This is a genomic window from Olsenella uli DSM 7084 (assembly GCF_000143845.1).
GTDB lineage: Bacteria > Actinomycetota > Coriobacteriia > Coriobacteriales > Atopobiaceae > Olsenella > Olsenella uli.
On sequence record NC_014363.1, the window covers coordinates 1,763,821 to 1,789,039 of the forward strand.

A 25,219-nucleotide genomic window follows, 5' to 3' on the forward strand; every position below is an offset into this window, starting at 1 on the left:
AATCGGGCGACGGGGTGGGGCGTGCGCAATGGGACGACGGGGTGGGGCGTGCGAGCGGTGGCCGCCACAGGGACGTGCAAATTACCTCTGCGCCTGAAGTAAGTGCCTTAGCCTCAGAAGTGAGCACTTCCGCGCATGAAGTGAGCGCCTCTGCCTCAGAAGTGTGTACTAGTACACACTTCCGGAAATCTCAGCAGTCCTTGTACCTGCGACGATGCCGAGAGGGCCTCGCCTGCCGGGCGCCAAAGGGCCAAGAAAGTGCACACTTCTCGCGGTTGGGTGCACACTTCTCGCGGTTGGGTACTCACTTCTCGCCGCCGAGTACTCACTTCTTACAGTCGAGCGCACGCCTCTTGCCCCAAGGACGTCGCCAAGGACGCAGCCAGGGGCGCCAGAGCCGGGCGAGATACCGGTGACGACGAGAGGCGGGGCCATGTCGGCGTGATCATCAGAGACGCAGGCGGCAGCCATCGACGCCCTGCCTATCCCAAGATGCCGTCGAGCTGTGACGCCGCCGCCGAGACGTTTTCCGCCACTCCGCCCATGGCGGATGCGTACTCAGCATCGTGTCCCCATGCCGCCGCGAAGGCGGCCTCGATGCGCGCCCTCGAGACCCCGTTGATGTCTATCTGCTTGCGGAGGTACTCGTTCATGTTGTCGGCGTAGCCATCCACGTTGAGCCAACCCATGAGGTCCTCGAACCGGTAGCGGATGTCCCAGCGCGTGACGTCCCACCACGCCTCGGAGTCAACCTCGTCGACGATGGCGAGGAGCTCCTGCCTTCTGGCCTCGGTCCAGTCCCTGACCTCCCCCTGCAGGACCTGCACGGCCTCGGCCTTGCGGACGCCGCTTCTGATGTCATCCTCGGTCGATTTGACGGCGGAGTCGAAGCGCGCAAGCCACTCGTCGTCCACCTCGACCCCAAGGAACGTGCTGAGGAACCACTGCAGCACGACGGGACGGGCCTCGTCGTCTTTCAGCAGCAGGAAGACCGCATCTATGCCGAGGTTCGCAATGCCCGCTACGGAAACCCCCTTGACTTCAAGGACGTCGATGAGGCCATCGAAATCGATGTCGGTTCCGGCAAGCTGCTTCACGAGCTCTGGGGCACGCGGGTATGCGAGAACGGACCCGACGAGAGCGCCCGGCCACTCGGGATGGTCCCTGATGAACTCAGCGATCTTCTGCCTTTTCCTTCCTCCGTCTCTTTCCTTTGATGCGGCATTGATGCAACCCGTGATGAAGGAGACCATATCCCTCTGCCTGCCCTCGGGGACGTTGCCCATGATCCATCTGGAGAAGCCGTTGATGGTCTGCCAGTAGTCGCTCGGCCTTGACGCCGCATCGAGCGTCAGGTCGTCATTGCCCACGAAGAGCGAGATGGGGGCGTGGTTCTTGGGAAGGAAGCTCCCATCACCTCGTAGGAGCAGATTAAGGATGCCCCCAACGGTCGAGTATCCCTGATTAGACTTGGTGAAGTTGACGTCGTCGGTGGGCAGGCGCAGCAGCGGGCTCACGAAGTCCCCCTCGTAGTTGTACGAGTGGATCTTGTCCCTGTTTGCGGCAATCTGGGCCACGTACTTGTTGAAGAAGTAGTTGCTGAAGCCCTGCCCGTCGAATGAGTAGCACTCATCGACGTGGGAGTTGGTGACGGCTGCGTACATGGCCTTGTTGCCACCCTTGGAGTGGCCGGAGACCACCACCTTCCAGTCATCCCCGCGCCCCTCCATCATCCTGTCGACGTAGTCGCTCGCGTTCCTCTGGGCTGCGGTGTCGTAGGTGTAGAGGCCCTCGAAATTGTCCCTCCACTCGTCACCATTCTCCGTGCCCTTGAAGATGACGTACATCTCCTTCTGCTCCGAGCCAGTGCTGACGAGGGTGAGGTTTTGCCCTGTCTGGCCGACGTTGTCCCCAGGCATCGAAAAGTCCTCGATGCTCAGGCTAGTCACCGCCTCGTTTGAGGAGAGCTCCCGCACGAGGTTGGCACACTGCTCGTCGCTTATCCAGCTGTCGTGAGCCTCTCCGCTGGTCTGCATGCTCCGCAGTATGGTCCCAAGGTCTTTCTGTTTACTACGATCGACCGCCTCCCTGAATCCCGGTTGGTAGACGAGGGTATTGAGCTGCGCGAGCTCGTCTGCCCCAAGAGACATCGCTACTCATCCCCCTGAAAGTTGCCGAGCGCATGCCATGAGTAGTCCGCGTCGCGCGACCACTCCATCGTAAACTCAGCGCCGTCGAGCGGCTGGGTTATCTGGTCGACGCTCCAGTAAACCCGCATGTCGAGCGCGTCGAGGGCCTCCCGCATCCTCGCGACGCGGGCGTCGAAGTCCTCCTCGGCGAGCTGGTTATCGGGGGAGATGGAGACCCACAGGTATCCGTCGACGAACACCCCCGCCTCCTCGAGGGTGGCGAAGGGCGGGACCTCGTGCCACGCGCCCTGCGGGTCGCTGGCCACGTTCGGGTACTGCCAATCGAGCATCCTGGCCTCCATCACCCACGACCCCTCGGGCAGGTCGCCGAAGGCCCCCTGCGCAACCTCTGTGAGCCTTCGCTCGTACTCCTCGTGGAGCCGCAGGTAGGGGTAGTCGTCCGCCCAGCGGGGTTCGTCCTCGTAGAGAAACGACGCCACGCAGGTCTCCCCGGCGTGCCCGCCCGTCTCCACGGCGCAGGTCACGGTGTGGGGATCGCGCATCAGGCCGAATGAGAGCCTCGCCTCAGTGGCACGGAACCTCTCGCCGTAGCGCGCGGCGAGGTGGTCCTCGACGAACTCCGCGTAGCGGACATTGTCCTTCGATCTCGCCGAGGGCCACGCACCGCCCCGCATCGCGGCGACCACGTCCATGGGCGCGCCCAGGCTCTGCGCCACCTCGAGGTCGCGCTCCGTGATCTCGTCGTCCATGTTAAGGACCTCCCTCGCAGCCCCGTCGTCGTTCGTCTTCGTCGCCGGCCGCGCGAGGCAGCCCGGCATGGTGGCCAGCGAGAGCGCCAGCGCACACGCGGCCATCGCCCTGGGGACCCGTGCCCTCACCATCCGGGGCCACCTCCGCAACTCGATCTTGAGACGCCTCCGACGTTCGACCCACCGCCAGAATGCCCCACGCCAATGCTGGCGAGCCTTGACGCCTCCCCGAAGTCGGCACCCTCGTACTCGGCCCTCGCCTGCTCAACGCGGTCCGCCGTGCGCGCGATTAGGGTGGAGAGCCTTGTCGCGAAGTCATTCACCGCGGTGCCTGCGCCCACGAGCGCCGCTCCGCCGGAGCCTGTGGTGATCGCGAGGGCGTAGTCCGTTCCCGCGATGCTCTCAGCAGACTCCGTAAGTGACCGCAGCTTGCTGATGACCTCGTCCACGTTCTTATATACGACGCGGATCTCCCCGTCTGTCGCCATCGTCCCCTCCCGCAGCCCTCGTCTCCTCGTGCATTGGCCCACATTGGCTTGCGCCACTTTAGCTAGCGCCACTTCCTAGTCGAAGTCTTCGTCGTCTGCGTCCAGATTCTGAATGAACCGGTTCGTCTGAGGCGCCAGCGAAGCGACCGCCTCCCCAAGGGCCGCGCACGCGGCGATCACCCTCGAGGGGACGTCGGCCACTGCAGCCGAGACGCGGCTTGACTGGATGCCCGTCGCCAGGAGCGCCTGCAGCGCATGGTTGTATTCGACGGCGATCTCAGCCAGCTGCTCGGTGCTCTTGCGCGCCAGATCCACCCGGTACGCAAGCTCGTCGTCGGAAACCTTGAGATCCATGCCCTACCGCCTTCCCGATCGACGGGCGGCCTGTTCGGCCTGGCGGGCGGCTTGCACAACCTGTTCGCGGGCCCGCTCGGCCCTGATCCGCTCCCTGATCGAGGTGAGGCGGGCAAGCTCCTCATCAAGCTCCTCATCAAGCTCCTCGTCGACACGGATCGTGGCCGCAGCCGCCTGTGCGTCGACCTCAGCGAAGTCATAGGCCATGTTCCGTCCGAACTCGCCCGTAAGGTAGCCCACCGTCTTCTCCGCGTACTTCTTTGCGAGCCTGCCCGAGAGGTCAGACGCCCTGTACGCCCGCCTCACCTTGTCGTCCAGCTGACCCTCGAAGTCAGCGCGTGCGACATTCACCTGGTTTCGGAAGTCCGCGAGAGAGTCGAGGACGCGCACGAGCTCGTCGACACGCGACTGGCAGTCCATCTCCTGCGCATACAATGCCGCCATCTCTGACATCGGAACTCCCTTGCAAGAGGGGTGCCCTGCACCCAGCCAGGGCACCGCGACACAGCTGATGCACCGCATGTATGCCGATGCACCGCATATTGTAAGTGACAATATGCAACTTGCGGCAAAACACGGCCCCGATTATCGGCAATGTGTGCCGATCCGAATGCGCGGGCCGGCTGTTAGAGGTTGCCGGCCGCCAGAAGTGTGTACCGACTACTAGAAGTGTGCACCAGTGCACACTTCTAGTAATTTTTGCAGGGCCTGTACCTGCGGAGATACCGAGAAATGCAACTCTACCGAACACCACAGGCCCCGAATGGGCCCAAAAAGTACTCACTTCTCATTTCTGGTGACTCCTCGCTCCTACTCACTCCTAGTGACTTCTCGCTTCTGGGTGATCAAGAAGCCGGTCCGCCGGAGGCACGGGGCGCGCCACAGTACGCTTGCGGACACGCCACGGCACGCTTGCGGGGGCGCTTTCGGGCGCACTTGCGGACGCGGCGCCGTACGACCCGCCGTCATGCTACGCGCGCCTCTCGAAGGCCTCGACGACCTTGTCGCCCATGGCCGAGGTGCCGAGCACGCGGTCGGCGGGAGTCGATGCGTCAGCGATGTCTGCCGTGCGCCAGCCGGCGTCCAGGACATCCTCCACGGCTGCAGCGACGGCATCGGCCGCCTCGTCCATCTGGAAACTGTAGCGCAGCATGAGCTCGACGGAAAGGATCTGTGCGAGCGGATTGGCGATGCCCCTACCCGCGATGTCGGGCGCGGAGCCATGGCTGGGCTCGTAGAGCGCGGTCCCCGTGCCAAGCGACGCGGAGGCGAGCATGCCGAGCGACCCGGTGAGCATGGAAGCCTCGTCGGAGAGAATGTCGCCGAAGGTGTTCTCCGTCACGATGACGTCGAACTGCGCAGGGTTGGCCACCAGCTGCATGGCACAGTTGTCCACCAGCATGTCCTCGCCCTCGACGTCCTTGAACTCCTCGTTGAGGCGGTGGTTGACCTCACGCCACAGGCGTGAGGTCTCGAGCACGTTGGCCTTATCGACCGAGGTCACCACCTTGCTGCGCCGCGCGGCGGCCTCGTAGGCCCAACGCACCACGCGCTCGATCTCGTACTCGGAGTACTCCATCGTGTCGCGTGCGAAGTCGCCGGTGAAACCGCCAGTGGTGTCGCATGCGAGGTCGCCGGGAGCGCAGGTCGCACCGGGAGCGCCGGGAGCGCAGGTCGCACCGTCCATGCCAGCCCCCACGACGCCCTCCTGGCGCTCGTGGGCGCCAAAGTACAGGCCGCCGGTAAGCTCGCGCACGATGAGCAGGTCCACACCGTCCAGACGCTCGGGGCGCAAGGGCGACGCGTCGCGCAGCGCTTCGTAGATGCGGACGGGTCGCAGGTTGAGGTAGAGACCCAGACCCTTGCGGATGGCAAGGAGGCCTTGCTCGGGACGGACGGCCCCCGGTGCGGTGTCGTCCCACCTGGGGCCACCGACTGCGGCGAGAAGGACCGCGTCAGCCTCCCTGGCAGCCGCGAGCGTGGCCGACGGGAGCGCCGAGACCTCCCCGCCCGCGGCTCGGGTGGCATCGATGGCGCAGCCGCCTATGAGCTGGTCCTCGCAGACGAAGTCGACGCCGCTCCTCTCGCCCACGGCCGCAAGGACCTTCTTGGCCTCAGCGATGATCTCGGGTCCTATGCCGTCGCCCGGAAGCGTACAGATGCGATAGCTTGCAGATGCCATGGCCATGCGCCTACCCCTTTGCCTGCCTCTGGGCCATGGTGCGCTTGGTGCGCGCCACGAGCCCCCCCTCGTTGATGATCTCCTGGATGAAGGGCGGGAACGGCTGGGCCTGGAAGGTTGCGCCCGTCGTCTCGTTGGTGATGAGGCCCGTGTCGGCGTCGACCCGGACGACGTCCCCGTCGGAGATGGCATCGCAGGCCTCGGGACATTCCATGATGGGAAGGCCGATGTTGATGGCGTTGCGGTAGAAGATGCGCGCAAAGCTCTTTGCTATGACCACGCTCACGCCGGCTGCCTTGATCGCCACGGGGGCGTGCTCGCGCGAGGAGCCGCAGCCGAAGTTCTCGTCGGCCACGACGATGTCACCGGTCCGCACGCGCCCGACGAAGCTGGCGTCAAGGTCCTCGAGGCAGTGCCTTGCCAGCTCCGCAGGGTCCGAGGTGTTGAGGTAGCGCGCGGGAATGATGACATCGGTGTCTATGTCACGGCCGTAGCGGAAGGCCGTTCCCTTGAATCGCATCGTCTCTCCCTTCCTAGTCGAGGTCGGATGGCAGGGCGATGTGTCCCGCGACGGCGGAGGCGGCGGCGACGGCCGGCGAGGCAAGGTAGACCTCGGAGGTGGGGTCGCCCATGCGCCCGACGAAATTGCGGTTGGTGGAGGAGACGCACCTCTCCCCCGCCGCAAGGATGCCCATGTAGCCGCCCAGGCAGGGGCCGCAGGTGGGCGTGGAGACCACGCAGTGGGCGTCGATGAAGACGTCCATGAGGCCCTCGTGCACGCATTGGAGCCACACGCCCTGGGTGGCAGGGATCACGATGCAGCGGACGCCATCCGCCACGCTGCGACCGCGCAGGACGTCGGCCGCGGCGCGCATGTCCTCGATGCGGCCATTGGTGCAGGAGCCAATGACGGCCTGGTCGACCGTGATGTGGCGGCTCTCGGCCACGGGATGGGTGTTGGAGGGGAGGTGTGGCCACGAGACGGTGGGGACGATGTCGGCCGCGTCGATCTTGATGACCTGCTTGTACTGGGCGCCCGCGTCGCTGTGGCACTCGGTCCAGGGACGCTCGGCGCGGCCTTCGAGCCACTTGCGCGCCACGTCGTCTACCTCGAAGAGACCGGCCTTGCCGCCCGCCTCGATGGCCATGTTGGCAATGGTCAGACGCCCCTCGACGGAGAGGCCCTCGATCGTCGAGCCGGCGAACTCCATGGCGCAGTACAGGGCTCCGTCGACGCCGACCTGACCGATGACGTAGAGGATGACGTCCTTGGCGGAGGCGCCCTCGGGCAGCTTCCCGTCAATCTCGAAGCGGATGGTCTCGGGCACCTTGAACCAGGCGCGCCCCGTCGCCATGCCCACGCCCGCGTCGGTGGAGCCCACCCCCGTGGAGAAGGCCCCTATACCTCCGTAGGTGCATGTGTGCGAGTCCGCACCGATGATGAGGTCGCCGGGGACGACGATGCCCCGCTCGGGGAGCAGCGCGTGCTCTATGCCCATGCAACCCTGCTCGAAGTAGTGGCTGATGCCCATCTCGTGGGCAAAGTCGCGCGTGACCTTGGTCTGCTCGGCGCTCTTGATGTCCTTGTTGGGCGCGTAGTGGTCGGGAACCAGGAAGACCTTGTCCTTGTCCCAGACACCCGCACCTATCTCGCGCACGGTCTTGATGGCGATGGGCGCCGTGATGTCGTTGGCGAGCACGCCGTCGAGGTCGCACTCGACGAGCTGTCCGGGGACGACCTCGTCGAGGCCGCCGTCGCCGATCGCGCCGTGGCCGGTCACGGCATGGCCGGCCAGGATCTTCTCCGCCATGGTCATGGGGCGAGCCATAGATGCATGCTCCTCTCGGGAGACCCGGCCTGAAGAGGCCGTCGCCTACAGGGGACATCCTCGGCTCTCATGATAGTCGGCGGGAAGCGGACCCTCGTGTGACTGCCGGAATCGGACCCCAGCCAGAAACAACCGTCGCCGGGCAGTTGCCCGACCGTCCAGACAGGCATCGAGTCCACTTTGCCCAGGCTCGGGCTGGAGTCGCCCGTCTCAGGCTGGAGTCGCCCGTCATGGAACCCATAGGGTCCTCTATATCCATAAAGGCCACGAGATAGAGGCCGCGGACGCCTCTGGGGCTAGCCTCGCGTGCACACGTTTTGAAACTGGGTGCACGGGCACGACAAAACGCCAGGTCAGAAAATGCCCCGTGCATGCGATTTAAAATCGTGTGCACGGGGCAGTCTTGGGAGGCTGCCCCGGTGCAGCCCCGGCACTGTCCGGAGGGTGCCGCCCGGAGTGACGCACTGCGTGATCACCCATTCTTTCTCGCATGCGCAGTCTTTCTCGCGCCTCACCCGCACGTGTCTCACCCGCACGCGCCTCACCCGCACGTGCCGACGTTCGCCTGCACCCTACTTCCCTTGCTTGGAGCGGGTGGTCTGGATCATGCGGTTGATGGCGTTGACGTAGGCCTTGGCGCTCGAGACGACGATGTCGGTGTCCGAGCCACGCCCCGTGTAGAGCCTGCCGTCCCCGGCCACGATGCGCACCGTCACCTCGCCGATGGCGTCGATGCCGCGGGTGATGGCCTTGACCGCGAACTCCTGGAGGTCACCGTGGACGGAGACCACCTTGTCTATGGCCTTGTACGCCGCGTCGACCGGACCGGTGCCGGTGCAGGCGACGACATGCTCGCCACCGACCTCGTCGGTGATGTGGACCGTGGCGGTCGGGATGGCGGCGTCACCACAGACGACCTGGACGGACTCCAGGGCGTAGATGGCCGTGACGTCGCGCTGGCGCTCCTGGACCATGGACTCGAGGTCCTCGTCGAAGACCTCCTTCTTCTGGTCCGCGATCTCGAGGAAGCGCTGGTACACGTCATCGAATTCGCTCTCAGGGAAGCTGTATCCTAGCTCGGAGAGGCGGTGCCTGAGGGCGGCGTGGCCGGAGCGCGCCGACAGGATGATCTCCGAGCCGGCGGCGCCCACGTCCGCAGGGTCGATGATCTCGTAAGTGCCACGGGACTTGAGGACGCCGTCCTGGTGGATGCCGGAGGAGTGCGCGAAGGCGTTGGCGCCGACGATGGCCTTGTTGGCTTGAACCTGCATGCCGGTGATGCGGCTGACCAGACGAGAGGCGCGCGTCAGCTCCTGGGTGACGACGTCGGTGTGGCCGTCGAGCTCGTCCCCGTGCATCCTGAGCGCCATGACGACCTCCTCGAGCGCGGTGTTGCCCGCACGCTCGCCCAGGCCGTTGATGGTGCACTCTATCTGCGTGGCGCCATTCTCGACGCCCGCCAGCGCAAGCGCCGTCGCCATGCCGAGGTCGTTGTGCGTGTGGACGGCGATCGTGACGTTCTCGATGCCCCGCACGTTGTCGCAGAGGCCCTTGATGCGCGCACCGAAGGCAGCCGGCATCTGGTAGCCGGTGGTATCGGGAATGTTCACGACGGTCGCCCCGGCCTCGATGACGGCCTGGATGACGCGCTCGAGGAAACCCTGGTCGGCTCGTCCGGCATCCTCGGCGTAGAACTGGACGTCCTCGACGTAGCGCTTGGCGTACCTGACGCAGCGGATGGCCCTCTCGACGCACTCGTCCTCGCTGATGCGGAGCTTGTCGGCCAGATGCTGCGGGGATACGCCGAGGCCCGTGTGGATGCGTGGGCGCTTGGCGCATGAGAGGGCCTCGGCGGCACGGTCTATGTCCTTGTCCACCGCACGGGTGAGCCCCACGACCACGGCGTCGTCGCCGGCAAGCCGGCCGATCTCCTGGACGGAGCGGAAGTCCCCGGGGCTGGAGATGGGAAAGCCCGCCTCGATGACGTCCACGTGCATGCGAAGGAGCTGCTGGGCAACGATGAGCTTCTCCTCCGTGTTCATGGAGGCTCCCGGCGACTGCTCGCCATCGCGCAGGGTGGTGTCGAAGATGTCGATCTTACGTGTCATGGGGCGTGCTCCTCTCGTGTGCGTGGCATGTGCGATGAGACGACCGCCATTCCAGCGAGCGCCACAGGGGGACCCACATCAGGAGGGTGTACTCACTGTGCCACAGGGGGCGGGGCATGGCACGCGCGCGACGCGCAAAGGTTGCCCAACCGAAACATTTGTCTTGGTCACGTCTGCCGTGGTCACCTTTGCCTTGGTCACGTCTGCCTTGGCGTGGCCCCTCGCACCGCAGCGACCGCCGCACGCATCTTCTCGGGATCCTTGAGGCCATCCGTCTCCAGTCCCGAGCTCATGTCGACACCCCAGGGAGCAACCTCGGCTATGTCCCGCGCGACGCCGTCGGGCGTAAGCCCCCCGGAGAGCACGAACGGGCGGCACAGGCCCGGGAGGAGGGACTGGTCGGGCCTTCCGTTGGCATCACGGCCTATGTCAAGCAGGACGAAGTCCGCCTTGCTCTCGTTGGCACGTTCCACGTCCTCGCGCGTGCGCAGCTCGATGGCCTGGATGATGGGGATGTCCACCAGCTCGCGCAGGAACGTGATGTAGGGGTTTCCCTCAATCCCGTGCAGCTGCACCACGTCGAGGACCTCGTCAGCAAGCTCCGAGACGTAGCCCAGCGGTTGGTCGACGAAGACGCCCACGGCCGGAATCGAGGGGTCGAGTCGCGAGACCAGGGCCCAAAGGCGGTCGCGGTCCACGTGCCGGTGAGACTTGGGGCGGTTCACGACGAAGCCGCACAGGTCTGGGGCGGCCACGTTCACGGCCTCGATGTCCTCCTCGCGAAACATCCCGCAAAGCTTCACGCGTGTGTAGGCGCTGTTGCTGTACAGGACGTCGTGCGTGATGATGGTGGTGATGCGGCGACCCAGCATGTCAGTCTCCCCTCGCACAGGGCGCGCGGTGCGCCGTGAGGTGCCATCGTCCCACGAAGGCACACGACAGTGGAGCAAAGGGCGGCGAGGGGTCCCAGGCGTCGGCCACTGACACTGCCATGCGCCTGAGAGAGGCACCTGGGCGCGGTGCCCGGACGTGACGCCCGGGCGCCTGGGCATGGCGCTGGGGCTGACCGAGGCGCGGGAGCCGCAAATGGCACCTGCGCTACCATGGACGCCATCGTCACCCCGCGAGAGACCCCGGAGGAACCATGGCAGACTACGTCCTCGTCACCGAGTCGGGCTCGGACATCCACGCCGACACCGCACGACGCCACGGCATCGTGGTCGTCCCCATGCACGTCAGCTTTGGCAACCTGTCACGCGATGACGACAGCTTCCCGCCCGAGGAGCTCTACGAGAGCTACCGCGCCACCGGCAAGTTGCCTCAGACGTCGGGCTGCTCGCCGCAGGACTTCATAGACGCCTTTGATCGCATCCACGGGCTCTATCCCACCGCGCAGATCGTCTACCTGGCCTATTCCGCCGCCACGACCATCTCGTACCGCAGCGCCCACCTCGCTGCGGAGGGACGCGACTACGTCACCATGATCGACACCAAGTCCGTATCGTCGGCGCTGCGCCTCGTCGTCACCAACGTCGCACGCATGATCGAGGTCGACCCGGACGTCACGCCCGACGAGCTCCGCGCGTTCGTGGACGACCAGGTCGCACGCATTCGCTTCTCGTTCATCCCCGGTGACCTCGACTACCTGCGCGCCGGCGGGCGGCTCTCGAACATTGCGTTTCTGGGGGCCACGCTCCTGCGCATCAAGCCCACGGTCGAGGTCCTGGACGGCAGGCTCGTGGCGACCACCAAGCGTCGAGGGCCCATGCTCAAGTGCGTGGCACAGCTGGTCGAGGACTACTGCACGCGCGAGCCGATGGACCTCTCGCGCGTATCGCTCACCTACAGCGTTGGTGACGAGCCCGACCGGGCCCTGCGGGCCATCGTCGAGAAGATCCTGGTCGACCATGGCGCGCAGGAGATCGAGTGGGTCAAGTCGGGCTGCGTCATCGCCAGCCATGCCGGGCCGGGGGCCTTCGGCATCAGCGCGTTGGCGGCCAAGTAGAACGGGGCCCCCCGATGCGGGCGAAAGTCGTCAGCGAGGCTCGCCACCACGGGCGAAGGTGGTGATCATGAGGTTGGTGAGGCTGGAGCTGTCCGACAGGTCGGACGGTATGTCAGCGCGGCTGACCCAGACGCCCTGCCTGAGTTCGCTGTGGTCGAGGTGGATGCCGGTCGGGCCCTCCACGTCACAGAAGAATCCCAGGAGCATGGTGTCGGTGAACGACCAGGGCTGCGAGCCAAAGTAGCGCAGGTTGGTGACCCTGAGGCCCACCTCCTCGGCCACCTCGCGGCGCACGGTGTCCTCGGGCCTCTCGCCTATCTCGCAGAACCCGGCGACAAGGGCATGGTTGGCTGATGCGCGCCCGGCGTACTTGGTCAGCACGATCCGGTCGCCGTCGGTGATGCCCACGATGACGGCGGGACTGATCTTGGGATACACAACCAGGCCACACGCAGGACATGCCAGCTCGCGGCTCGTGGCAACGTGGCCCAGCTCGGCGCCACAGTGGCCGCAGTAGCGGTTGGCGTCGTACCAGTTGCGCAGTTGGTAGCCCGTGACGGCCGCAAAGCCCAGCCAGCGTGGCTCCAGAAAGCGCAGGCGACTGACGGGCTCGAAGGCGAAGGAGCCGGGAGCACGCAGCTCGGCAGTCTCGTTCTCGGCGAGGAAGAAGCGCCTCTCGTCCACCTTGAACAGGTAGCGACAGAGGAGCTGCTCGGAGGACATGCCCCAGTCCGAGAGGGTCGGCGGCCCGTGTCGGACCGTCCCCCGCGAAAGCAGGACCTGGCCCCTTCGGTACGAGAGCACATAGTCCGTGGCCTCGGGCTGGCAGGGCTCGTAGCCGTTGTCAAAGGCGTGATCGCCGATGTCCTGGATCAAACACGCGTCCCTTCCCTTTGGGCTACGGGCTATGATACGCCAGCACGGTCGGTGAGTCCGCGTGCCATGGACGCCACACGGGCGCACACCCGCACAACTGCGCACCCGCATGGGCGCACGCCCACAGGCCTCCACACCATCCCTCACCGAAAACGGAGGCCCCACCACCTCCCGGGCCTGCGGGCGGGCCTATCCTGTAAGGGGGTCCGTTGTGGACCCGCGGGGGGCATCGTGGGCGGAATCGCCCGCGAGCGGCGCCGCCCGCGTCTGCCCCGCCGAGCGTTGGGAGGGACCATGCCGCTTGAGACCCACGCCTTTGGAACCCTGGCCGACGGCCGCGAGGCACGGCTCATAGAGCTGCACAACGGCAACGGCATGAGCGTCGGGGTCACTGACCTGGGCGCCAGCCTGGTGAGCGTACGGGTGCCAGACAGGCGCGGCGGACGCCCCGACGTCACGCTCGGCTTCGACGGCGCCTACGGCTACCAGGACAACCCCTGGTGCTTTGGCACGACCGTGGGTCGCTGCGCCAACCGCATCGCAGGGGCAACGTTCGAGCTTGCGGGCACCACGTACCGCCTCGCGGCGAACGAGGGGGCCAACAACCTGCACAGCGGACCACACGCCTACGGCGAGCGCCTGTGGAAGGTCATCGAGGCAAAGGGCTCCTCCGTCTCGCTCAACCTGCTGAGCCGTCCCGGGGACCAGGGATTTCCCGGGGCCCTGGACGTCACGGTGACCTATGCGCTGGACGAGGGCGACCGCCTGCGCATCTCCTACGAGGCCCTCCCCAGCGAGGCGACCATCGTCAACCTGACCTGCCACGCCTACTGGAACCTCAACGGCCAGGCATCGGGCAGCGTCCTTGCCCATGGGCTCACGATCGCGGCGGATGCCTACACCCCGACGGACGGGCAGGGCATCCCCACGGGCGAGGTGGCGGGCCTGGGCAAGACGCCCCACGACTTCCGCACGGGAAAGCAGGTCGGTGCTGACATCTGGCGCGTCCCCAACGGTTACGACGTCAACTTCGTCCTCAGGGACGGCGAGGCGCACGAGAGTGCCGCGACACTGGTGGGCGAGCGCTCGGGCATCGCGATGGACGTGACGACAAGCGCGCCCGGCCTGCAGCTGTTCGTCCCCGGCGGGCTGGACTGCCGCGGCAAGGACGGCGCACGCTACCAGGCCTTCGACGCCGTGGCCCTCGAGACGCAGTTCTTCCCCGACGCCATCCACCACAAGGGCTTCCCCCAGCCCGTCTTCACCCCCGAGCATCCCTTCCGCAGCTGGACCGAGTTCGCCTTCAGGACCGTCGGCTAGCCAGACGGCGCTTCCCGCCTGCGCCGCGCGAAGGGGGCAGGGGCCTGTCAGGATGCAGGTGTGGAGCCGCCTGCCCGCGCTTCCCACCTGCGCCGTACGAGAAGGATGACCTTCGCCGCGCCCGTCACGACGAGCGTGCCGACCGCCGCCGCAAGCACGTAGCCCACATCGGGCACGAACGCCAACAGGTCGCGCCAGCGAGCCCCGAGGAGGGCGTCGGGGACCCACCACAGCAGCAGCGGCAGCCCCACGTGCACGAAGACGAGGCGCCAGAGGACCACGTCACGTGGGATGTCTCCCAGACGGAGCCTCCAGCGGTGCAGCAGGGCGAGCGGCAGGAGCGCAAGGGCGGCAACCACGGCGAGCATGCGGTTCGCCTGTGCGTGCGCCTGTGCGCGAAGGCCCGCGTCCACGCCTGTCGCCCCTCCGCCCACGGCAAGGCTGACGATGTCGTTGGCCATCTGGAAGAAGGCGTCGTTGCCGCCAAAGTAGTCGCTCGCGTCTCCCAGGATGACGATGCCCATGTCACGTCCCGGAAGCAGGCACATGCGCGCCACGCCGTTCTCGACCTGGCCGTCATGCGACAGGACGAGCTCGCCGTCATCCCAGTAGTACGAGGTCCAGCCCATCCCATAGAAGCTGTCCCCGCCAAGGTCGGGAACACGGTCGAAGAAGAGCGCCTCCACGCCCCCCTCCGAGAGCACGTCCTCCCCCCCATTGAGATACATGGTCAGGTAGCGGGCCATGTCCAAGACGCTGGAGCGCACGTAGCCCGACGACGCCCCACCCCACGCGTCGGCTCCGTCCACATGCGCGTACCCGTCCGACAAGTTGAGCCCAAAGTAGTCGCGGTGCCCCAGGGCGTCCGCGCGGCCCGTCTCCCTGGCCGAGGAGTCATCCATGCCAAGGGGGCCGAAGACGTGCTGCTCCAGGTAGTCGGCATAGGACTGCCCCGACACGCACTCGATGACCTTGCCCAGGAGATCGTAGTTCGCGTTCGCATACGAGAAGGACCCCAGGCTCTCCCCCGGCCATGCCTCGGACAGCGAGTCGTAGTAGCCAAAGCCGCTGGTCTGGTTGAGGAGCGAGCGCACGGTGACGACGTCAGGCTCGCGGCACTCGGGGACGTAGGTGCGGACGGGGTCGTCCAGATTGACCTTGCCCCCCTCCACGAGCTGCATGATCGCCACGGCAGTGAACGACTTGGAGAGCGACCCTATCGTGAACGTGGCGTGCTCGTCCTCGCAGTCACCCAAGGTCCTGAGGTAGCGTACGCCGTCCGAGTCGACGACGGCCACGGCCACGCCCGGCACGCCGGTCTTGGGGAAGTTCTCGTCGAGGTACGCGTCGACACGCCGCCCGAGGGAGGCGTCCCCCGGCTCGGCGTCCCCCGGCTCGGCGTCCTCGGGGGCGGCGTCGACGTCCGTCAGGTCGCCATCGGCCGATCCGTCCACGTGGACGGCGTCCTCGCCGCCAACGGCATCTTCATAGCCGACGGTGCCGGGAAGCGTCCCCAGCCGCACGGCGCCGAGAAGCGCCACGGCGAGCGACACGGCAGCCACGACACCCACATGCAGAGCATCCTGCCACCAGGACCGCCGTGCCGCCCGGCCGCCTCGGGTCCCACGGGCACCCATCAATTGTCACCCGCGACCGCACGGTCCTGCACGAGGTCCTCCGCGCGCTCCCTGAGCCCCTCGAAGCTCAGGTCCGCCAGCCCCCTGACCTCGTCATCACTGCAGGGAGGCCGATCGAGGAACGAGGCCTCGAAGGCCGCGTACCCCTCGGCGTCCGAGACGTGGACGTGGGGCACGACGAGCTCGCGCCCGAGGTCGCCTTCGGAGACGATGAGCTTGCCAGTGACTGCCTGGTAGGTGAGGACGAGCGCGAAGAGCGGGTCGCACAGGTCACCGCCTGCCGCCATCAGGACCTCCCCCGATGCCAGACGATCCGCAAGGTCATCGGGGAAGTCGCATGCGACGACCGAGACCTGGCCGACCCTGCCTGCGCGCTCCAGCCATCCAAGGGCACCGACAAGCGGGTCTCCGCCCCCTCCCGCCACGACGAGCGCATCCATGTCGAGATGGGCGTTGGCCAGAGACTCGACGGCACGCGCACCCCCACCTGCCGTCAGTCCCGCGTAGATGGGGTCGAAGAGCGTCGCCGTATCGTCCGGATGCGCCGCGTTCCACTCGTCAAGCGCCTGCTGCAGGCCACCAAGGCGCTGTTGGAAGGCAACGTCGCCCTCGACCCAGCCCACGAGCCCCACATGGCGCGCGCCGCCCCCGCTGGGCCCGCCCTTCTCGAGCAGCGCCTGCATCAGGGCGACACCGCACGCGGCCTCGTCCCCATGGACGGCGCCCACGTAGCGCCTCGAGGCCTCGGCGAGGGCACGGACGCCCGTGGGGCCCGCCTCTTGCCCATCCTCCCGTATGTGGCGGTAGAACTGCGTCACGTACACGTCGTTGTCATCACAGCTGCGTATGATCGACGCCATCTCGGCATTGGTCGCATTGCAGACGACGATGCCGTCGCAGCCGGCGGCGGCCAGGGTCTCGACCGAGGCGGTGACCCTCTCGGGCACGTAGGCGTGATCCACCACCACGACCTCCGCGCCCAGGGCGTTCGCCGCCTGCCTGATGATGTCGACGGAAAGTGCTCCCAGAGGGTCGGTCGAGCTCCAGATGGAGACGCCCATCTTCACGCCGTCCGTCCCTGGGGCCTCGGCTGCCGTGGTGGCGGCGGGCGTCGTGGTGCCCGGGGAGCAGGAGGACAGGAGCGCCTGCGCGCAGATGCCCGCCGTGGCCAAGCCAGACAACCTGAGGAAGTCAGACCTCGTGAGATAGCCCATGTGCAGAAGCCCTCCTGGTATGACGCCGACAAGGGCGCGGCGCCATCCGCCGCGCGTCTGGCCATAGTTGTACCTCATGTGCCATCCTGGCGCAGCGGATGTTCATTTGGCAAAGGCGCACCTCGAGAGGGGCGGGCCGACCATGGCCACGACGTTTGCCGTCATAATGCAAGCGGGCAAGCATCCGACCGGCCCGTCGAAGGGGGACGCATGGCAATCACGTTCGAGGAGGTCGCCGAGGCCCTGGACATGGTGGCGAACCAGAACCTCGACATCCGCACCATCACCATGGGCGTCAACCTCGCAGGCTGCGCGGACGAGGACCTGGGGCGCATGTGCGCCAAGGTCTACGACCGCATCACGGGCCAGGCGGAGCACCTGGTGCCCGTCGCGGAGTCGCTCGAGCGCGAGTACGGCATCCCCATCGTGAACAAGCGCGTCTCGGTCACCCCGATCGCGCAGATAGCGGCCGCTTGCCCCGACGAGGACCTGGTGCCGCTGGCGCATGCCATGGACCGCGCCGCCAAGGCCCTGGGAATCGACTTCATGGGCGGCTTCTCGGCGCTGGTGCACAAGGGCATAGGAGACGGCGACCGCCGGCTGATCAACTCCATCCCCGAGGCGCTGGCGGCGACCGAGCGCGTCTGCTCGTCCGTCAACGTCGCCAGCCTGCGCGCCGGCATCAACATGGACGCCGTGCTGCTGATGGCCGACCGGGTCCTCGAAGCTGCGCGGCTCACTACCGGCATACAGTGCTACGGGGCCGCCAAGCTGGTCATCTTCTCCAACATGGTCGAGGACTCGCCGTTCATGGCCGGCGCCGTGCACGGGACCGGCGAGGCCGACGCCGTCATCAACGTGGGGGTCTCGGGCCCGGGTGTCATGGCGGCCGCCCTCGAGGAGCTTCCCGCAGACGCCAGCACGATGGAGGTCGCCGAGCGCATCAAGCAGACCGCCTTCAAGATCACCCGTGCCGGAGAGCTCATGAGCCATGAGGCGGCGAGCCGCCTGGGCGTCGAGAAGGGCATCGTCGACCTCTCCCTGGCACCGACTCCCGCCGTGGGCGACTCCGTCGCCCGCATACTGGAGATCATGGGCGTCGGCACCTGCGGCGGCCCCGGCACCACCTGCGCCCTCGCCCTGCTGAACGACGCCGTCAAGAAGGGTGGCGTCATGGCCACCTCGAGCGTCGGGGGGCTGTCCGGCGCCTTCATCCCCGTGTCCGAGGACGCCGGCATGATAGCCGCCGCAGAGGCGGGCGCGCTTTCGCTCGAGAAGCTCGAGGCCATGACCTGCGTCTGCTCGGTCGGCCTGGACATGATCGCCATCCCCGGCGACACCCCGGTCGAGGCCATAGCCGGCATCATCGCCGACGAGATGGCCATCGGCGTGATCAACAACAAGACCACGGCCGTCCGCCTGATCCCTGCCATCGGTCGCAAGGAGGGCGACGTACTGGACTTTGGCGGGTTGTTCGGCAGCGCCCCGGTCATGCATGTCAACCCCAACGCCGGGACCGTGCTCGCCCATCGGGGAGGGCGCTTCCCCGCACCGCTCAACTCCCTCAAGAACTAGGGGGAGAGGGACCAGTGCCACTCACCAGGAAGGCCATGGTGCCGTCCAGGCTCGCGCCGCCGACCCCGTCCAAGCCCATGCTGCCCCCGTTCCTTGCCGAGGTGGGGGCCGCGTCCCTGCTCGTGGCGGCATCCTACGTCGGCCTCTGGGAGCTGCAGATTCAGCCATCGCTCGACCGGCAGGCGGCCGAGGCCGGGAAGGCCGTCCTCGAGGAGGCCCACGGCGAGCGGGGAGCGGAGGCGACGGGCGGCGCGAGGCCCGTGGGCCTCTGCCTCTCGGACGGGGCCCGCCAGGGCTACACCTCGTCGGGCTTCGCCTCATCCGATGGCCGCAAGCGGCTCGAGCGGGCCGTCGACGCCTTCGAGGCCCGGGGCTGGAAGGTGGGCTTCTGCCTCTTCGACCTGACCACGCAGGAGGGGCTCTCCTACCACGCCGACGAGGAATTCTATCCCGCGAGCAGCATCAAGGGCCCCTACCTGGTCTCGCTGTTCGAGAGCGAGGTGGAGGGCGGGGACGTGAGCCTGGACGAGCTGCGCGACCTCTCGCGCGATCTGGTCCTGTATTCGGACAACGACGCCTACCATGCGCTCCTGGCCGCATACGGCACGGACCGCCTGGCCGCGTGGGCCGCCGGTGCCGGCGTGAGCGAAGGCCTCCCCGAGAGGGTCCGCGCGGCGTTCTACCCCCGTCTCTGTGCCCGGGACCTGGCATGCATGTGGCAGAGGGCGTACCGCTACCTCTCGAGCGGGACGGCGGGGGCCCGCTTCCTCGCCGACCTCTTCTCACGCCGGGAGACGAGCGCCTTCGCGGCGGCGCTGCCGGGCACGGTGAGCTGGAGCAAGGCGGGATGGTATCCCGAGCAGGACGGATGGGGGTCAGACGCCACGACGTCCGAGGCGGGCGTCGTCTTCTCGGATTCCGGGCCCTACGTCCTGGCAGTGCTCACCACCGCACCCGAGGACTTCGACGCCCTGGCCGAGCTGGTGCGAGCGCTGGACGATGCGCACGACGCGATGCCGTAGGGCGCACGTCCGCAGGCCGCGCCCACGCCCGGCCCCCATCCACGATACCGGACACGCACCCGACGGGACGGGATCATCCGAGGAAGCGGACCTCGGGCTCCAGGCGAACGCCAAACTGACGCTCGACCTCGTCCTGGACGTGGGATATGACGGCGCGCACGTCCGCCGCCGTGGCCCCTCCGAGATTGACGACGAAGCCGGCGTGCTTGGACGAGACGCCCGCGCCGCCGTGCTGGTAGCCCTTGAGGCCGGCATCGGTGATCAGCTTCCCGGCGAAGTGGCCCTCCGGACGCTTGAACGTGGACCCGGCCGAGGGCCTGTCGAGCGGCTGCTTCTCCTCGCGACGCTGGGTGAGGTCGTCCATCCGGGCGCGGATGTCCTCGGGCCTGCCCTCGCGCAGCCTGAACGTAGCCGACAGGACCACAAGGCCCTCGTCGCGCACGCGGCTCTTGCGATAGCCCAAGGCAAGCTCGCCCACGGGGATGTTCGCCAGCGAGCCGTCCGGCATCAAGGCGCACACGGAACTCAGGATGTCGGCGATGCAGCCGCCGTAGGCGCCGGCGTTCATGAAGCAGGCGCCCCCGACCGATCCGGGGATGCCGCAGGCGAACTCGAGGCCCGCAAGCCCCAGCTCGCAGGCCATCTCAGACGCCTCGCGCAGGGAGACGCCCGCCTGGCAGGTCATCTCCTCGCCCTCGACCGAAACGTTGAGCAGGCCATCCGAGAGCGCGATGACCACCCCTCGATAGCCTTCGTCCGACACGAGGAGGTCGCTGCCACAGCCAAGGACGAAGCACTCCTCGCCGGCCTCGCGGCACGCCGCGATGGCCTCGCACGCCTCCTCGATGTCATCGGGAATGACGAAGAGGTCGGCCGGACCGCCGATCTCGAACGTGGTGTGGGCGCTCATGGGCTCGTCGACCAGCACCCCGTCCTCCCCCACGATCTGACGAAGCCTCCAGGTCAGGGCCTGCAAGTGGTCGGCACTGTCGGACATGCCCGCTTCACGCTCCTCTTCTGCGCACCGCGCGGCGCGCGGTGTAGATACGCGATGTAGTTTCGCAAACTGTGGGGAGAGTATACCTAAGCTAGGGTCTTTGATGCGCCGTGCCGCGCTCTGTCACAGGCCCGGCACAGCGGCGCCTTCGTCGCGCCGGGACCACCAGATCGCGTCAGGAGCATGCATGTCCATACGAGAGCGTTGGCTGCCCATCTGCCTTGCGGGAGCGTTCGTCTGCCTCATGGCGCTTGCGTCACAGCTCACGGGCTGTGACGAGATCCTCTTTCCCGAAACGGCGGCCATTCTCTGCGGCGCATGGGTGCAGCCGCACCAGGCGTGGAACGTGGACCGCCCCCGCATGATGCTGCTCATGGGCTCGGGCGCCATCATGGGGCTGTGCCTGAACCTACTGGTGCCCGGACCCATCTGGGCACGAGCCGTGCTGGGCTACGCCTGCTGCGCCCTCGCCATGAACGGATTGGGCGCCGACATGACGCCCATGGTGTCCGCCGTGATACTGCCCGTGCTTCTGGGAACACGCGACTGGGCCTACCCCGTCACGGTCATCGTGCTGGTGGGCGTCATCTGCCTTGGGCAGATGGCCCTCGAGCGCTGGGGCCTGCGCGAGAGGATCGACTTCAAGCCCCTGAGGCCCCCCGCCCGGCAGGCGCTGCACGACTGGGGAGCGCGACTGGGGGTGTTCGCCCTGCTGAGCGCCCCAGCCTATTTCAGCGGCAACCCCCTCCTTGCGGCACCGCCCCTGCTGGTGACGTACACCGAGTTCACCCGCCCAGACATGACGCTGCGGCTCAAGCCCCGTCGCGCCTGGGGCACCCTCGCCCTGGCCGGTCTCTTCGGTGGCGTCGGCCGCTTCGCCGTCGAGAGCCTCGGGGTGCCTCCGACGCTGGTCGTCGCCCTGTTCTACCCGCTGCTCATAGCAACCTGGTCCACGTTCGAGACCTGGCTTCCCCCCGCGGGCGCAGCGCTCCTCCTGGGCCTCCTCGTCCCGTACGCAGGCCCCCTCGCCTATCCCGCGAGCGTCGCCGTAGGCGGGGCCGTCTGGGTCACCGCAGCGATGGCGTTCCCCGGAATCAGGCCCAAGGCCATCGAAAGGGGGCCGCTTCCCGCGCGAGGGCATTCCTGCTAGAGTGTCTGATGACAGTTTCAGGGCGGGGCGAAACTCCCCACCGGCGGTGACGGGCCCCGTGCCCCAAGTCCGCGCGCCACGACGAAAAGAGTGGCTGACCTGGTGAGACTCCGGGACCGACGGTTACAGTCCGGACGAGAGAAACGGAAGTCCCCCATGGCTACCACCACAGGCAGGCACGACACCCACGCGACCACCGCCCAAGGGGGAGGCTGGTCGACCAAGCGCATCGCCGTCACGGCGCTGTTCTGCGCCGTCGCGGCCATTTGCACCCTCCTGCTTGAGTTCCCCATCCTGCCCGGCGTCACCTGGCTCAAGTACGACCCCTCGGGCATCGTCGCCCTCGTGGCGGGGTTCGCCTTCGGACCCTCGACGGCCGCAGTCGTCTCGGTCATCCCCTACCTCGTGCACCTTGCCACGCAGAGTGGCGTCTACGGCGTGATCATGGCCATCCTCGCGACGCTGTCGCTTTCGGTCCCCGCCGCGCTCGTCTACCGCCGCGACACCACCATGCGAGGCGCCGTGCTGGGCATGGCGGTGGGCGCCGTCGTCTGCCTCGTCGCCTGCATCCTGGGCAACATCGCCATCACGCCACTCTACGCCGGCATGTCCGCAGACGCGGTCGTCGCCCTCGTCGTCCCGGCGCTCCTGCCGTTCAACCTGCTCAAGATCGCCATCAACTGCGTCGTCGCCGCACTGGTCTACAAGCCGGTCTCCAAGGCGCTCGTCGGCTAGCGTCGGCGACCGTCGTGCCTGCGGCCCCCTTGGACATGCTGCTTGACCTCGACCACGTCACGCTCGAGTACGGGCGGGGCGTGGTCGCCTTGGACGACGTCTCGCTCTCCGTCGCGGAGGGCGAGCGCATCTGCGTGCTGGGTGCCAACGGGTCGGGCAAGTCCACGCTGGCGTCCGTCCTCTGTGGGCTGCTCGCCCCGGACGCCGGGTCCGTCACCCTGCTGGGGGAGCACGTCCTCCTCGACGGGGTGGCGGACTTCGCCGCCTATGGTCGCGCGCGGCGGGCGCTGGGGCTGGTCTTCCAGAATCCCGACGACCAGATCGTGACCACCGTGGTCGCCGATGACGTCGCCTTTGGCCCCGAGAACCTGGGGGTCCCCTCGGATCGGATAGGGCAGCGCGTCCGGCGCGAGCTGAGGCGCGTGGCACTCGAGGACTACGCCCGGGCTGACCCCACCCGGCTCTCGGGCGGCCAGAAGCAGCGCGTCGCCATCGCGGGGGCCCTCGCCATGGAGCCGCGCGTCCTGGTGCTCGACGAGCCCGGCGCCCTTCTCGACGTGCGCGGGCGCCGCTCGGTCATGCGCGTGATGGGGCAGCTGCACGCCGCCGGGACCACCATCGTGCACGTCACCCACTTCATGGAGGAGGCCCTCGAGGCCGACCGCGTCATCGTCATGAGCCATGGCCGCGTGACGCTCGACGGCGCTCCGACGGAGGTCTTCTCGCGCGTGGGGCAGCTCGGCGACCTCGGCCTCGAGGAGCCCTTCTCCGCACGGCTCTCGACCAGGCTCGCCGAGCGGGGGCTGCCCGTGCGCTGGACCTGCGACGCACGCGACCTCCAGTCCCAGCTCGCAGGCCTGGCCGCACACGTCGGCCTCCCCTGCGGCGGCTCCTCTCGAGGCGCGTCCTCCCAACGTGCCGCCGAAGCGCCCACGATCGCGGCCGCAGGCGAAAGCGCCGCCCCATGGCCCGGCGAGACGCCCCCATGCCACGTGGCCACGGGCCATGCCACGGGCGGAAGCGTGCGCGCCGCGGACGTCACGTACTCCTACGCAGACTGCGGCGGACGGCGTGCCCTCGATGGCGTGAGCCTCTCCATCGAGCCTGGCGCCAACTGCGCCATCGTCGGCCAGACCGGTTCCGGCAAGTCGACGCTCCTGCGCCTCATGTGCGCCCTCGAAGCACCCGATGCGGGAGAGCTGCTGGTCAACGGCCTGAGCACGGCGACCAGGCGCAACCGCAGGCTCCTGCATGGCAGCATCGGCTACGTCATGCAGCGCCCTGAGCGCCAGCTCTTTGCCGAGACCGTCCAGAAGGACGTCGCCTTTGGCCCCACCAACCAGGGGCTCCCCGCAGACGAGGTCGACAGGCGCTGCAGACGCGCGCTCGAGATGGTGGGGCTCCTCGAAAGGGGGCCGGCGTCGCCCTTCGAGCTCTCGGGCGGCCAGCGACGCATGTGCGCCATCGCCGGCATCCTCGCCATGCGCCCCGGCACGCTCGTCCTGGACGAGCCCACCGCAGGCCTCGACCCCCGTGGCCGAGAGGAGCTGCGCGCCATCCTCGCGGACGTCAACGCACGCGGCGTCACCGTCATCCAGGTCACGCACTCCATGGATGACGCGGCGCGCGCGGGCCAGGTCATCGTACTCGACCAGTCAAGGGTCCTCGCGCAGGGTACGCCGGCGGAGGTCTTCTCGCCCGGGAAGGCCCAGGTCCTGCACGACCACGGCCTGGGCCTGCCGAAGGCCCTGGTGTGGGCGCGCGAGCTGTCAGCCAGGGGCATCGCCCTGCCCGGCGAGCCCCTCACGCTCGCACGGCTCGTCGACGCGCTCGTCGACGCGCTCGCGGGCGGCCGCCGAGGGGAGCCCTGACCATGGCGTTGCGATTCTCGGTAGGACAGTACTATCCCGTCGACTCCCCCGTCCACCGCCTTGATCCCCGCGTCAAGGTGGGCTGTGCGCTCGCCATCATGGCCTGTACCTTCCTCATCCAGACGCCCCTGCAGCTGTGCCTGGGCTTTGCGTATGCCTTCGCGCTCGTCGGCGCGGCACGCATACCCGCCCGGAAGCTGCTGGAGTCCGTCAGGCCCATAGTCCTGGTCCTCGCGTTTCTCAGCCTCTTCAACCTGCTGCTGGTCCGCACGGGCGACGTCCTGGTCAAGATAGGGCCCCTCGCCATCACCGCAGGCGGCGCCTGGGCCGCCATCCTCTACTCGCTACGCGTGGTCGTTGCCGTCCTCGCGGGTGCCCTCATGCTGCTCACGACCACGCCGACCGAGCTCACGGACGCATTCGACGCCGCACTCTCCCCCCTGGCGCACGTCGGAGTGCCCGCACACGAGCTCGCGATGGTCTTCTCGCTCATGATCCGCTTCATCCCGACCATCGCGGACGAGACCTCCGCCATCCTTGACGCGCAGACCTCTCGCGGCGGGGCGCTGGGCGAGGGGTCCGTGGCAAGGCGCGTCCGCTCCATCGTCCCCGTCCTGGTCGCCCTGCTGGCAAGTTCGGCGCATCACGCCGACGGACTCTCGCGCGCCCTCGACGCACGTTGCTACGAGGGCGGCGGCGCCCGCTCGCACTGGCATCCGCTTCGCCTGGCGGCACGCGACCTCATTGCCGTCGCCATCACGGCCCTCGGCATCGCAGGACTCGTCCTCCTGGGTGCGCTGGGGTAGGGCGCCATAGGCATAACGGCATGGTCGGCGATTCTCACGGACCGCTGATGACGAGGGCCCGGGAGCGCTACGGGACGCACAGCCGGGCCTTCGCTCCGCTTTTTTCTTGCAGGCCCGCGACACGCCGCGGGGATGGGCGCCGCGCAGAGGG

At 67.7% G+C, this 25,219-nt stretch carries 22 protein-coding genes and 1 riboswitch; of the genes, 8 read left to right on the forward strand and 14 right to left on the reverse strand.

What is annotated here, in order from left to right:
- Positions 1-482: 482 nt before the first annotated feature.
- From OLSU_RS09175 to OLSU_RS07720, 10 genes are all read right to left on the reverse strand, one after another.
- The gene (locus OLSU_RS09175) at positions 483-2,150 is read right to left on the reverse strand and encodes an Mbeg1-like protein (protein ID WP_013252388.1); all 1,668 of its coding nucleotides are present in this window, start codon (positions 2,148-2,150) and stop codon (positions 483-485) included.
- A 2-nt stretch (positions 2,151-2,152) separates the two neighbouring features.
- Entirely contained in the window at positions 2,153-3,031 is an 879-nt protein-coding gene (locus tag OLSU_RS07680; protein WP_013252389.1) for a hypothetical protein, read from the reverse strand.
- Positions 3,025-3,387: a hypothetical protein gene (locus tag OLSU_RS07685; RefSeq protein WP_013252390.1), complete on the reverse strand. Its 363-nt coding sequence runs from the start codon at positions 3,385-3,387 to the stop codon at positions 3,025-3,027. The genes OLSU_RS07680 and OLSU_RS07685 overlap by 7 nt, the downstream gene beginning before the upstream one ends.
- Before the next feature lie 75 nt (positions 3,388-3,462).
- The gene (locus tag OLSU_RS07690; protein ID WP_013252391.1) at positions 3,463-3,741 is read right to left on the reverse strand and encodes a hypothetical protein; all 279 of its coding nucleotides are present in this window, start codon (positions 3,739-3,741) and stop codon (positions 3,463-3,465) included.
- A gap of 3 nt (positions 3,742-3,744) precedes the next feature.
- Complete coding sequence (locus tag OLSU_RS07695) at positions 3,745-4,194, reverse strand: hypothetical protein (RefSeq protein ID WP_013252392.1); 450 nt, start codon at positions 4,192-4,194, stop codon at positions 3,745-3,747.
- A gap of 517 nt (positions 4,195-4,711) precedes the next feature.
- Complete coding sequence (gene leuB, locus OLSU_RS07700; RefSeq protein WP_013252393.1) at positions 4,712-5,929, reverse strand: 3-isopropylmalate dehydrogenase; 1,218 nt, start codon at positions 5,927-5,929, stop codon at positions 4,712-4,714.
- A 4-nt stretch (positions 5,930-5,933) separates the two neighbouring features.
- Positions 5,934-6,443, reverse strand: a complete 510-nt coding sequence (gene leuD / locus OLSU_RS07705) for a 3-isopropylmalate dehydratase small subunit (RefSeq protein ID WP_013252394.1) — start codon at positions 6,441-6,443, stop codon at positions 5,934-5,936.
- A gap of 13 nt (positions 6,444-6,456) precedes the next feature.
- The gene (gene leuC, locus OLSU_RS07710) at positions 6,457-7,752 is read right to left on the reverse strand and encodes a 3-isopropylmalate dehydratase large subunit (RefSeq protein WP_013252395.1); all 1,296 of its coding nucleotides are present in this window, start codon (positions 7,750-7,752) and stop codon (positions 6,457-6,459) included.
- A gap of 572 nt (positions 7,753-8,324) precedes the next feature.
- On the reverse strand, positions 8,325-9,860 hold the full coding sequence (locus OLSU_RS07715; protein ID WP_013252396.1) for a 2-isopropylmalate synthase: 1,536 nt from the start codon (positions 9,858-9,860) through the stop codon (positions 8,325-8,327).
- A gap of 197 nt (positions 9,861-10,057) precedes the next feature.
- Positions 10,058-10,732, reverse strand: coding sequence for a phosphoribosylanthranilate isomerase (locus tag OLSU_RS07720; RefSeq protein ID WP_013252397.1), 675 nt, complete (start codon positions 10,730-10,732; stop codon positions 10,058-10,060).
- A 272-nt stretch (positions 10,733-11,004) separates the two neighbouring features.
- Between OLSU_RS07720 and OLSU_RS07725 the strand changes: the two genes are divergently transcribed.
- Entirely contained in the window at positions 11,005-11,865 is an 861-nt protein-coding gene (locus OLSU_RS07725) for a DegV family protein (protein ID WP_013252398.1), read from the forward strand.
- Between the two features lie 30 nt (positions 11,866-11,895).
- On the opposite strand, the gene nudC is transcribed toward OLSU_RS07725, so the two are convergent.
- Complete coding sequence (gene nudC, locus OLSU_RS07730) at positions 11,896-12,741, reverse strand: NAD(+) diphosphatase (protein WP_013252399.1); 846 nt, start codon at positions 12,739-12,741, stop codon at positions 11,896-11,898.
- Between the two features lie 294 nt (positions 12,742-13,035).
- Between nudC and OLSU_RS07735 the strand changes: the two genes are divergently transcribed.
- Positions 13,036-14,061 (forward strand): aldose epimerase family protein, encoded by a 1,026-nt coding sequence (locus OLSU_RS07735; RefSeq protein WP_013252400.1) that lies wholly within the window; start codon positions 13,036-13,038, stop codon positions 14,059-14,061.
- 47 nt (positions 14,062-14,108) lie between these two features.
- On the opposite strand, the gene OLSU_RS07740 is transcribed toward OLSU_RS07735, so the two are convergent.
- Both OLSU_RS07740 and OLSU_RS07745 read right to left on the reverse strand, forming a co-directional pair.
- Positions 14,109-15,632 (reverse strand): serine hydrolase domain-containing protein, encoded by a 1,524-nt coding sequence (locus tag OLSU_RS07740; protein WP_013252401.1) that lies wholly within the window; start codon positions 15,630-15,632, stop codon positions 14,109-14,111.
- A gap of 65 nt (positions 15,633-15,697) precedes the next feature.
- Positions 15,698-16,990: a sugar ABC transporter substrate-binding protein gene (locus OLSU_RS07745; protein ID WP_013252402.1), complete on the reverse strand. Its 1,293-nt coding sequence runs from the start codon at positions 16,988-16,990 to the stop codon at positions 15,698-15,700.
- Between the two features lie 132 nt (positions 16,991-17,122).
- On the opposite strand from OLSU_RS07745, the gene OLSU_RS07750 reads away from it, so the two are divergent.
- Both OLSU_RS07750 and OLSU_RS07755 read left to right on the forward strand, forming a co-directional pair.
- On the forward strand, positions 17,123-18,487 hold the full coding sequence (locus tag OLSU_RS07750) for a PFL family protein (RefSeq protein ID WP_013252403.1): 1,365 nt from the start codon (positions 17,123-17,125) through the stop codon (positions 18,485-18,487).
- Positions 18,488-18,501: 14 nt separating this feature from the next.
- Entirely contained in the window at positions 18,502-19,509 is a 1,008-nt protein-coding gene (locus OLSU_RS07755; RefSeq protein WP_148219074.1) for a serine hydrolase, read from the forward strand.
- A 73-nt stretch (positions 19,510-19,582) separates the two neighbouring features.
- Here the strand turns inward: OLSU_RS07755 and murB are convergent, their stop codons facing one another.
- Complete coding sequence (murB, locus tag OLSU_RS07760; RefSeq protein ID WP_013252405.1) at positions 19,583-20,506, reverse strand: UDP-N-acetylmuramate dehydrogenase; 924 nt, start codon at positions 20,504-20,506, stop codon at positions 19,583-19,585.
- Positions 20,507-20,693: 187 nt separating this feature from the next.
- On the opposite strand from murB, the gene OLSU_RS07765 reads away from it, so the two are divergent.
- From OLSU_RS07765 to OLSU_RS07780, 4 genes are all read left to right on the forward strand, one after another.
- Complete coding sequence (locus tag OLSU_RS07765) at positions 20,694-21,656, forward strand: hypothetical protein (RefSeq protein WP_013252406.1); 963 nt, start codon at positions 20,694-20,696, stop codon at positions 21,654-21,656.
- A gap of 9 nt (positions 21,657-21,665) precedes the next feature.
- Positions 21,666-21,806: riboswitch (FMN riboswitch) on the forward strand.
- 6 nt (positions 21,807-21,812) lie between these two features.
- A complete protein-coding gene (locus tag OLSU_RS07770; RefSeq protein WP_013252407.1) occupies positions 21,813-22,391 on the forward strand; it encodes an ECF transporter S component in 579 nt (192 codons plus the stop codon).
- A gap of 35 nt (positions 22,392-22,426) precedes the next feature.
- Complete coding sequence (locus OLSU_RS07775; RefSeq protein ID WP_013252408.1) at positions 22,427-24,262, forward strand: ABC transporter ATP-binding protein; 1,836 nt, start codon at positions 22,427-22,429, stop codon at positions 24,260-24,262.
- Between the two features lie 2 nt (positions 24,263-24,264).
- The gene (locus OLSU_RS07780) at positions 24,265-25,068 is read left to right on the forward strand and encodes an energy-coupling factor transporter transmembrane component T family protein (protein ID WP_013252409.1); all 804 of its coding nucleotides are present in this window, start codon (positions 24,265-24,267) and stop codon (positions 25,066-25,068) included.
- Positions 25,069-25,219 lie beyond the last annotated feature (151 nt).